The organism is Streptomyces sp. NPDC102451, from assembly GCF_044765485.1.
Taxonomy (GTDB): Bacteria; Actinomycetota; Actinomycetes; order Streptomycetales; family Streptomycetaceae; genus Streptomyces.
Genome location: NZ_JBIWKD010000044.1, coordinates 1 through 8594, shown reverse-complemented (window position 1 = coordinate 8594; position 8594 = coordinate 1). Strand labels below are relative to the sequence as shown.

Sequence of the window (8594 nt, the reverse complement as noted above, 5' to 3'; positions counted from 1 at the left end):
GGCGGAGAGCCTGTCGGCTCTTAAGTTGGCCCTGGCGGGCCAACTCGGGCCTGACGGCCCGTAAGGTGACGTGTCGTCATGCCTGGCGGCATGACTGTGTGTTGGCTGGGTTTGCCCTGACGGGCAAACAGAGAAAGAGCGGGGCCTGGCGGCCCCGCTGTCGCATGCTCGGGTGTCATGCCTGGCGGCATGATGGTGGGGTGCTGGGTGGGTTCGGGTTCCCTGCCCTGCCCTGCCGGGCAGGGGTTCGGTGCTCGGTGCGTCTCGACGTCTACGGTGCCGTGATGTCGTAAGGGTTTTTTAGACAGTTATCCGGTTCCTCTCCCCCTCTGGCGTACTCGGGCTGGTGCGCTATGGGCCCTGCCGGGCTAACTGAACGGGCCCCGCGGGACATGCCTGCCGGCATGTCCGGTTTCTTGTAGCGCCCAGCTGCCGCGGGGGCACGTCTTCGCCGGTTTTGGAGTGCGTTGTCAGACACACCCTGTATGTTCCGGGAGTTGTTGGCCCGTCTGGAATGAGCCCCGAATACCACTGGTGGGGCGTGGAGGGGAGATCAGCTGTGCCTGTAAGTCAGCATGTTGCCGCTCGGAGGATCATTACCGCTGCTCTGCGGGCGGGTGCGGCGTGGATCAACCGGGTTGAGGAGCCTCGTGCGTGGCGGGAGCTGTCTCGTATGCACGGGGTTCTCTTGTCGAGTCTGCCGGTTGGGGCAGGCCCTTCCACTCCTGGCGAGATGATCGACTTGTTGCCGGTTCGCTTGCGGGAGTGGGTCCCGTTGGCGTGGGAAGAACTGCCCTCTTTCATGGGTGACTTGGTTGTCCTGACGGACAACGGTGAGTTGACCGAGGAGGCCTTCGAGGCAGGGATGAACTATCTGGAGGCCCTGTACGGGGACGACGGGTACTTCGATCTCGGTGGGACATGGCTTCCGGCGTGGGTTCGGCAGACGGCTGAGCAGACGGAGCGGGCTGCCTTTCGGCACATCCGCTCCGATGGACAGGCTGGCTACGTGGCGGCGCGGACCATGCTGACCGAGGTGCCACACGGCACGGAGCGGGCGTTGGTCGAGGAGTACTCGAGGCGTGGCGCAGCACGGATGGACGTGTATCGGCCTGTTCCCTCGGACCGTATGTGGGTGGGGGCGTCATCGTGGTTGTGGCCGTGTCCGCAGTGCCGGTATCCGATGGTGCTGCGGGGCGGGCAGTTGCGGTGTGAGTATCCGCCGCATCAGAGCCGGTTCGGTCTTGTCGCGGGCGGTGGCAGGCAGGGTGGGCCGCCTGTACTGACTGGTGGGCGGGGCCGGTTGGCGACGGCTGCGGAGCCAGCGGAGGGCGTGTTGTGCCTGGACTGGGGGGTATGGCGCTACATCACCTGTCCCGGGCTGAGTGAGGTGGGCCTGATGCAGTGGCTGGAGAAGCAGGAGGGGGTTCGGGTCGAGCGCTGGGAGAACCTGGACGAGTGGGATGTCGGCGTCTACCTGGCGGACGGGCATCGCTGGCGGGTGGACGTCAAGGATCACCAGGACGCGCAGACGATCATCGACCGGCCGCCTGCCGGGGAGACGGTGGTCGTGCCCAACTACCGGCGCAGCCAGGTCAATCAGCTGCAGTCCGGGCTCGATGCGCTGCGGACTGCTGAGGGGCAGCGCTACAGCGTGTTCACGGTCAGCCGTTTCAAGGCTGCCGTGACCCGGCGGTTGAAGGGGGTGGGCGCATGACGTCGCCGAAGAACGCGAGGTACTCCGTCAGCGTGCCGCTGACGCTGCGGGCCGCAGTCTTGCTGGCCGCTCGCGTGTTTCCCAACCGGGCGGTGGAGGAGCAGGCGGCGTGGCGGCGTGTGGTGGATCTTGCTGATGCGCACTTCCTGGCTACGGGGCAGATGCATCTGTGGGACGGCTGGTCTGCGCTGGCTCTGCCCGATCAGGTGCGGATCACTCGGATGCTGCGGCAGCGGCCGGCGATCCTTGCCCACCATTCGGTGTTTGTCACGGAGACGGCAGCAGTCCTGGACAGCGGTGAGGCGGTCGAGTTTGCCCCGGCGGACGGGAAGGAGCAGGTGCTGATCCTTCCCGTCGGTGACGAGGAGGCCCTCATTGATGCCTTGCTGGACGAGCTTGAGGACAACGCGGCCAAGGGACAGTTACTGCCCAAGCCTGCGCCGCCCGGCTCCTACGTCAGCGACCTTCGGATCAAGGATCCGCTCAGTCCGTCCGGCCGGGTGGTGGACGTCTTCTACGACCTCGATTACCAAGGATCACCTGCTCCCAGCGTCGTGCAGGAACTGAGTGATGCCCCGGTCTTGGACGAGGTGGTGATCCCCTTCGCCGATCTGGACGAGATCGCGGGCCGGCTCGATGAGCTGCGCGGGCAGAACTACCGGCGCAAGGCGGTCGCGGACATCAGGCACCACGCCCGCGGCCGCGACGGCACTGACGTGGGCGAGCTCCTGCGTGTCCAGGCCGGGCCTCTGCGGGTCTTCCACGCCCCCACCGGCATGGGCAAGAACGTCCTGAGTGAACTCGTCGCGGTGTGGTGCGCCCAGCAGGGTCGAGTGATCTCGCTGGTCGTTCCGCAGAGCGCGCAGGTCCTGGCCACGGTGTACCGGCTACGGCAGGATCTGGCTGATCTGCAGGTCTCCGCCCAGGTCACGCCGGTCGTCTCGCCCGCCTCCATGATGGATCTGGCCGAGCAGACGGCCGGCAACCCGCACGACGATGCGGACTTCAGGACCTGGGTGTATCGGGAGATGTCCTACAGCTGCCCTCTGACCGGGCATGCCACCACCTCCTCCGAAGCAGTGGATACCTGGAAACCGGGTCACGAGCCGTGCGATCAGCTCAAGCCCAACGGGCCGAAAGCAGACAAGGCTCTGGCCTGTCCGTGGCGTGGTGGCTGTGGGAAGTTCCGCCACCACCGGGCTGCGGCGTCGGCGGGCATCCTCGTCACGAACCATGCGAACTTCCTGACCGGGCACATCCACGCGCCGGTGGTGGGTCGGCCTGCTCCGGGGCGGCGCATGACTACCGAGCAGCTCCTGTTGCACCGCAGTCATCTGGTCATCATCGACGAGGCTGATGCGTTGCAGGCGCAGGCTTTCGACCAGGCGGCCCGTCAGGTGCTGCTGGCACAGGACGGTGCGGAGCGTACCCCGGTCCGTGAGCTCGACAGCCAGTTCCGGCGGCACTGTCACCGGCTGCCGATGAGCCTTGAGCAGTATCTGCGGCCGTTGATCAATCACCTGGTGTGGTTGGCCGAGTCCTATGTGTCCCACCTCGTTGGCGGGGTCATCCATCCTGACCGGGAGCGGCGCAGCATGGTGGTGCCGCGTCGTTGGGATGGGATGTTCGCCTCCCGGATCTTCGGGCTGGAGGAGGGGGAGCGGCCCACGGAGCAGCAGATGGAGGCGGTTAACCAGCTCTACAAGCGGGAGGGGCCGCTGGAGTTCGCGGATGAGGTCGAGGGGCTGGCCGAGCTGAGGGAGTTGTTGTCCTCGGTCACGGATCTGGCCGGCGGGTCGGACCGGCTCACCCACGCCACCTTGAAGCGCATCGGTGAGGCGTTTTCGGCGATCACTGGTGAGAGGGACGAGAAGCGGTTGTCTTCGCTGGCGCTGCTGGCGGCCCGGCGGGCGTATCTGGAGGAGATGCGCAGCATCCTGCACCGCATCGTGGGTGTCGCGGCGCCGTTGCAGGGGGCGGGGATCTCCTCCGCCGGCAACGGCCTCGTGGACGCGCTGGCCTCGCATGTGCCGTGGCGGGCTGCCCCTTATGGTCCTTTGGGGCGTGCGCTGTTTGCGTTCTCCGAGACGTTCGATCCTGGCGACCGGCATCAGACGGCGCTGCGGCTGAAGTCCTATGTCGGTGATCCGCACGCTCACCTTGCCTACCTGGGCGAGGTGACCGCGCTCGCCCATACCGGCACCCGTCGGGCGGTGATCGGGATGTCCGCCACGGCGTTCATGCCGTATGCGCCGCGTCATCACCTTCTGCAGGAGCCGGCCTGGTACGTGCCGGACGACGTCAATGGAAGCCTCACCGTCGAGCTGCAGGCCGGGCAGGACGAGGGGGTAGGCATCGTGGTGTCTGGCACTGACGGAGTGAACCGGGAGCGTGCCTATACGGCCATGGGGCGCAGTGTCGGCCAGGACCTTCCCCCGCAGCTCGACGCAGTGGCCGCCGATCCTGCTACCGCGCATCGTGCGTATGCGCTGCTCGCGCCGACCGCTTACGACGCCGGTCCCGCGCTGGCCCGCGGCATGATCGACGCGGGGGTCGCGGCATCGGAGATCTGCGTGGCGGTACGGCCACTGGGGATGGCCTCGCTTGAGCGGATGCCGCCCGGTTGGGTGCCCATCCCGAGCAACCGGCTCGAGCAGTTCCCCCACGCCGTGGGTCACGGCCGGTGCCGGTACCTGATCGCCCCCATGGCACGGGTCGAACGTGGTCTGAATATTGTTGACCGTGCCGGGCGCTCCCTGCTGCATGTGGCCTGTCTGGTCAACCGGCCCATTCCGGTGATGGAAGACCCCCCGGTGCTGCTGTCCCTGGTCAACTCTCTCGCCTACCGACGGCGGCGGCCCGGTCCGGAACCCGCGGCAGAGCTGGAGCGGCTGCGGATCGTGGCGGGCCAGATCTTCGATGACATCCGCAGCGGGCAGGGCTACTTCAAGTCGCTGGGCCAGGACGTCAAGCTCGCCGTGGTCGCGGAGATCCTGACCCGGCTGATCCAACTGGGCGGGCGCACCCGCCGCGGCGGGGATCACGGGCGGCTGCGGCTGCTGGACGCCGCCTTCACCCATACCGCCGCAGACTCCACGCTGCCCGCCCTCCTTGAGCAGCTGCGCGGGAAATGGCAGGCCGAGGACCACATGCCGCTGATCGACGCCGTCTACCGCACCACCATGGCCGATGCCCTGCTGGGGCTGACGGAGCACTCCCCCACCGGATATGAGGAAGAGGAGACGGGCGAATGGTGACTGACGACCGAGGCCGCCTGTTCACCCTGTCCTTCGCGCTGGACGACCGGCTGCTGGGCACGGTGCACGTCTATCCGCAGGACGAGGCATTCACGCCGGCCTGGCGGCGGCTGCCGAGGCCGCGGGGCAAGGACGCTGTGCAGCCGATCGCGTCCCTGCAGACAGCTGCGCGTGCCGTGACCGGGGAGCGGCTGGTGTTCACCAACCCCGACCGACCCCCCAGGACCGGCCGGTGGGCCGGGCGAAGCGTGATCGTCACGCCCGGGGCGCTGGACGGGGCCGTGGTGCGCACTCTGATGCGAGAGTGGGAGACGCGGCTGGACGGGCACGACAACCGTGACACCCTCGCCACCCTGCTGCATCTGTCCGACGACGGGCCCCAGCCGCTCAGTTCGCTGCTGCACCGCGACGCCGTGGGGCGGATCACCGGTCCCCGCTGGGCGTTTAGGGTGGCCGGGTGGCGGCTGGCGAGCATGCTGGCCGCCCAGCCGCTCCTGCTGGACGAGTCGCTGCCCGCCCTGCGGTTCCACCTCGACAGTGAGGGCGACCTGCTGGCGTGGCAGGCCCCGCTGGTCCACGAGCGGACGTGGATCGACGAGGAGAGCGGCAAACGCCGGCGCATCGCCGGCTACGCCATGGAGCGCATCCACATCGAGGTCGAACCAGCCCCCGGCGGAAAGACGCTCATCGCGCATCTGTCAGCGCGTATCTCGCGCGTCGCCACCCATTACAAGGGCATCCGCAACGTCCTGCTGCGCCATCCCGTCAACCCGGACATCATCCTCAAAACCCCGATCACCACCCGGTGGGAGAAGGGTCCGGAGGGATTCATGCAGCCCGCGGCCGTCCGTTACCGCGGGGCGACGGCACAGATCGTCGAAGCCTGCGGTGTCGGCCGTCTGCCCCAGCCGCCCCTGACGGGGCTGGATGAGCTGGCAGAGGTGCGCGGCGTGCACCGCACGGGCAAGCACCCGATCGACAAGGGCGCGGGGGCGATGTTCCACGCCCGGCTCGAGGAACACGCCGGGCAGGTCCTCGGCCAGGAGCCCGTCGTCTACTCCGGAACATCCATCAAGATCAGCAAGCCGGGCGGGAACCTGCCGCCCTACGTGCCGGCCGGTAAGATGGCCGAGGCCATGACGAGCGCCCGCCTCGAAACGGTGCGCACCGTCGTGTTGTACGAGTCGGCGCAGTGGCACACGCGAGTGATGGGGCAGTTGGCCCGCGATTACGCGCGGCCCGAACTGGCCGATCTTCCCGACGAGCAGCCAGTAGTCCTGGCGCCCGGGTATGAGCTGGTGGCGGTGCGGCTGCCCGAGCTGGTCCGCCACGGCAGCCACGACCGCAGCCTGATCTTGAACACCCTGCCCTGGTTCAAGGCCGGTGCCGGGCGGGCGCTGATCATGGCCCTGTGCGAGACGCGCTACCCCAGTGAGCAGGAAAAGGAAGCGGGGGTGACGGATGCCAAGCACGCGCTGAAAGGGCTTTTCGCCGATCGCGGCATCCCCTCGCAGTTCATCACCATGGACTCCGACCCAGGGGACCCGTACCGGCTGAATACGCCGGAGAAGGTCGCGCGGGCCAGGGCCCTGAAGGCGGGTCTGCCGGAGCCGGACGTCGCTTACAAGGACGACCATGCGGTGCAGATTGCGTTCGGCAGCCTGCACTGCGACTCCGGCATCATCGACAACCGTCTGGCCGCCACCGCCTTCCACCGCAATGCGAAGGAAACGGCTCTGGACCGGGAGACTGTGGCGGTGGGGCTGTGGACCCGCTACCACCGCTTCGGCGAACGCCCCGGCCGTCCCCGTAAACCCGCCGTACTGGCCATCACGCTCGTCGCCATGCGGATGCCGCTCGGCGAGGACGCGTACTGGCCCACTCTCATGTACAGCGACCAGGGCTGGCTTCCTCTGGCCCAGGCACGGGCCCTGCACCATGCCGGTCCCATCGGCAGGAGAGGGCATCATCTGCGGGAAGACCACGGGGGTCCGGAGAACGTGCGCACCTATGTGGACCGGGCACTGGCCGCGCTCGGCGACCGGTATCCGATCGTTGTCTTCGCCGAGGAGCGTGAGCGGATCTGGCCCGGGCTATGCAACGACCGGCTCGGGGACGACGTTGTTCCCGGGCAGAGCCTGATCGCCAAGGGGCGGGATGTGGCGATCGTGCGGGTCGGCAACGGGAAGGGCACACCTCAGCCGTCACGGCGCACCGGCGGCGGGGGCAAGCTGCCGGCCAACCCGCTGCAGCCGGTCATGCCGGAGAAGATCCTCTACCGTCACGATCACGGGGACGTGGTGTCCTGGCTGTTTTCCGGGCAGTCCCGTCAGCACGCCGGCGGTCAGCGCACCGGTACCCAGTACACGCGCCGTACTCTGCCCGGCGGTCAGCTGGCTCAGATGGGTGCTCCCTTCCACGCTATGACCCGCATCGAATACGTGGTCGCCCACTGTGGTGGCTGGCGCGAGGAGCAGTTGGTCGGTCTTGCCGCCCGCGTCTCGGAGCAGGCGGCGATGTGGGATGGGCGCACCAACCTTCCTGCGCCGCTGCATCTGGCCAAGAGCGCTGATGAGAAGCATCCCGGTTTCGTCGATCAGGAAGGCTTCGGCGGGTAGCGCGTATGGCGTGGGCGTCGCGGGCTGCTGCCGGAGCACCTCGCGGTGGGGCTGGCTTGCGTCACCGGGGCCTCGCGGACCGCGGCCTGACGACGCCGCCCCCTGCCGTTCCTTCCGCAAGTACGAGCAGCCGTCCGGCGGAGACCCGCGCTGCCTCAAACGTCTCCTTGTAGCCGCCGATCGGCATCTGTGCATCGCTGAGGAATACCGGGTGCCCCTCAGCCCAGAGCAACTTGATCACCCTCTGCTCCGTGCGATAGGCGTCCGCGCCGGTGGCGAACTGGATCTGAGCGAATGGCACCCAGCCGTGGCTCTGGAACCGGACGACGCGGTCCTCGCGGGTCCGCAGTCCACTGATCCCGATTTTCACGGCGCCGTACTCGGCGTGGGAGAGGACGTACAGGCGGGCCGGGGCGCCCGGGTCCAGCCCGTAACGCGCGCAGTGCTGGCAGCATTCACCTCTGTTCCGGACGTTGTTCAGTCTGGGGGCTGAGATCTTCTGGCACCGCTCGCACAGTGAGAGCCAGGGCGAGGCGATGTTCTTGAACGGCTCCAGCGGGCGGAAGCCGACGGCCCGCATGTCGGCAACCGCCTCGTGCGGGTCTCCAGGCCCGTATCGCTTGCAGAACCGGCAGCCGCCGGCGCGGCTGGTGACGTTGTCGTACCGGGGAGCCACGATGTGCCCGGCCGCGACGCACTGCGACAGCCACGGTTTACCTGTCCCGAGGAAGTCCACCAGCACGATGAAGCCGTGTTCCAGCATCGCCGCCGCAGCCGCTTCCGGGTTCTTCGGGGCATTCGGCGCGCACCAGATGCAGGCGCCCTGCCCACTCATCACGTTGTTGCGGTTCGGGTAAATGACCTGTTTGCAGGGGATGTGACGGCACATCCAGGGGTCGCGGGCCCGTGAAGTGACCCCTTCGATGCCGACACCTGAACGGCAGGTCGCGTGGCGGCCTGCGGGTGGAAGTGGTCTGCCATGGCTCGTGGCAAGCAGTTCCC

Annotated in this window: 3 protein-coding genes and 1 pseudogene; 3 read left to right on the top strand and 1 reads right to left on the bottom strand. The window is 67.9% G+C overall.

Features of this window, described 5'->3' with window-relative positions:
* Positions 1 to 514: 514 nt before the first annotated feature.
* From ACIRD8_RS37655 to ACIRD8_RS37645, 3 genes are read left to right on the top strand one after another with little or no spacing between them, the layout of a single operon-like run.
* Positions 515 to 1717 (top strand): hypothetical protein, encoded by a 1203-nt coding sequence (locus ACIRD8_RS37655; protein ID WP_404002262.1) that lies wholly within the window; start codon positions 515 to 517, stop codon positions 1715 to 1717.
* A complete protein-coding gene (locus ACIRD8_RS37650; protein WP_404002260.1) occupies positions 1714 to 4974 on the top strand; it encodes a hypothetical protein in 3261 nt (1086 codons plus the stop codon). The genes ACIRD8_RS37655 and ACIRD8_RS37650 overlap by 4 nt, the downstream gene beginning before the upstream one ends.
* Positions 4968 to 7592 carry an RNaseH domain-containing protein gene (locus ACIRD8_RS37645; protein ID WP_404002258.1) on the top strand — a complete coding sequence of 875 codons (2625 nt, stop codon included), beginning with the start codon at positions 4968 to 4970 and terminating at the stop codon, positions 7590 to 7592. The genes ACIRD8_RS37650 and ACIRD8_RS37645 overlap by 7 nt, the downstream gene beginning before the upstream one ends.
* A gap of 61 nt (positions 7593 to 7653) precedes the next feature.
* Here ACIRD8_RS37645 and ACIRD8_RS37640 read toward each other — a convergent pair.
* Positions 7654 to 8594 (bottom strand): annotated as a pseudogene (locus ACIRD8_RS37640) (hypothetical protein); the annotation flags it as partial.

Excerpts from the sequence above, each read along its gene's own strand:
- ACIRD8_RS37655 (WP_404002262.1), top strand. The coding sequence starts at position 515 with ATGAGCCCCGAATACCACTGGTGGGGCGTGGAGGGGAGATCAGCTGTG.
- ACIRD8_RS37650 (WP_404002260.1), top strand. The coding sequence starts at position 1,714 with ATGACGTCGCCGAAGAACGCGAGGTACTCCGTCAGCGTGCCGCTGACG.
- ACIRD8_RS37645 (WP_404002258.1), top strand. The coding sequence starts at position 4,968 with ATGGTGACTGACGACCGAGGCCGCCTGTTCACCCTGTCCTTCGCGCTG.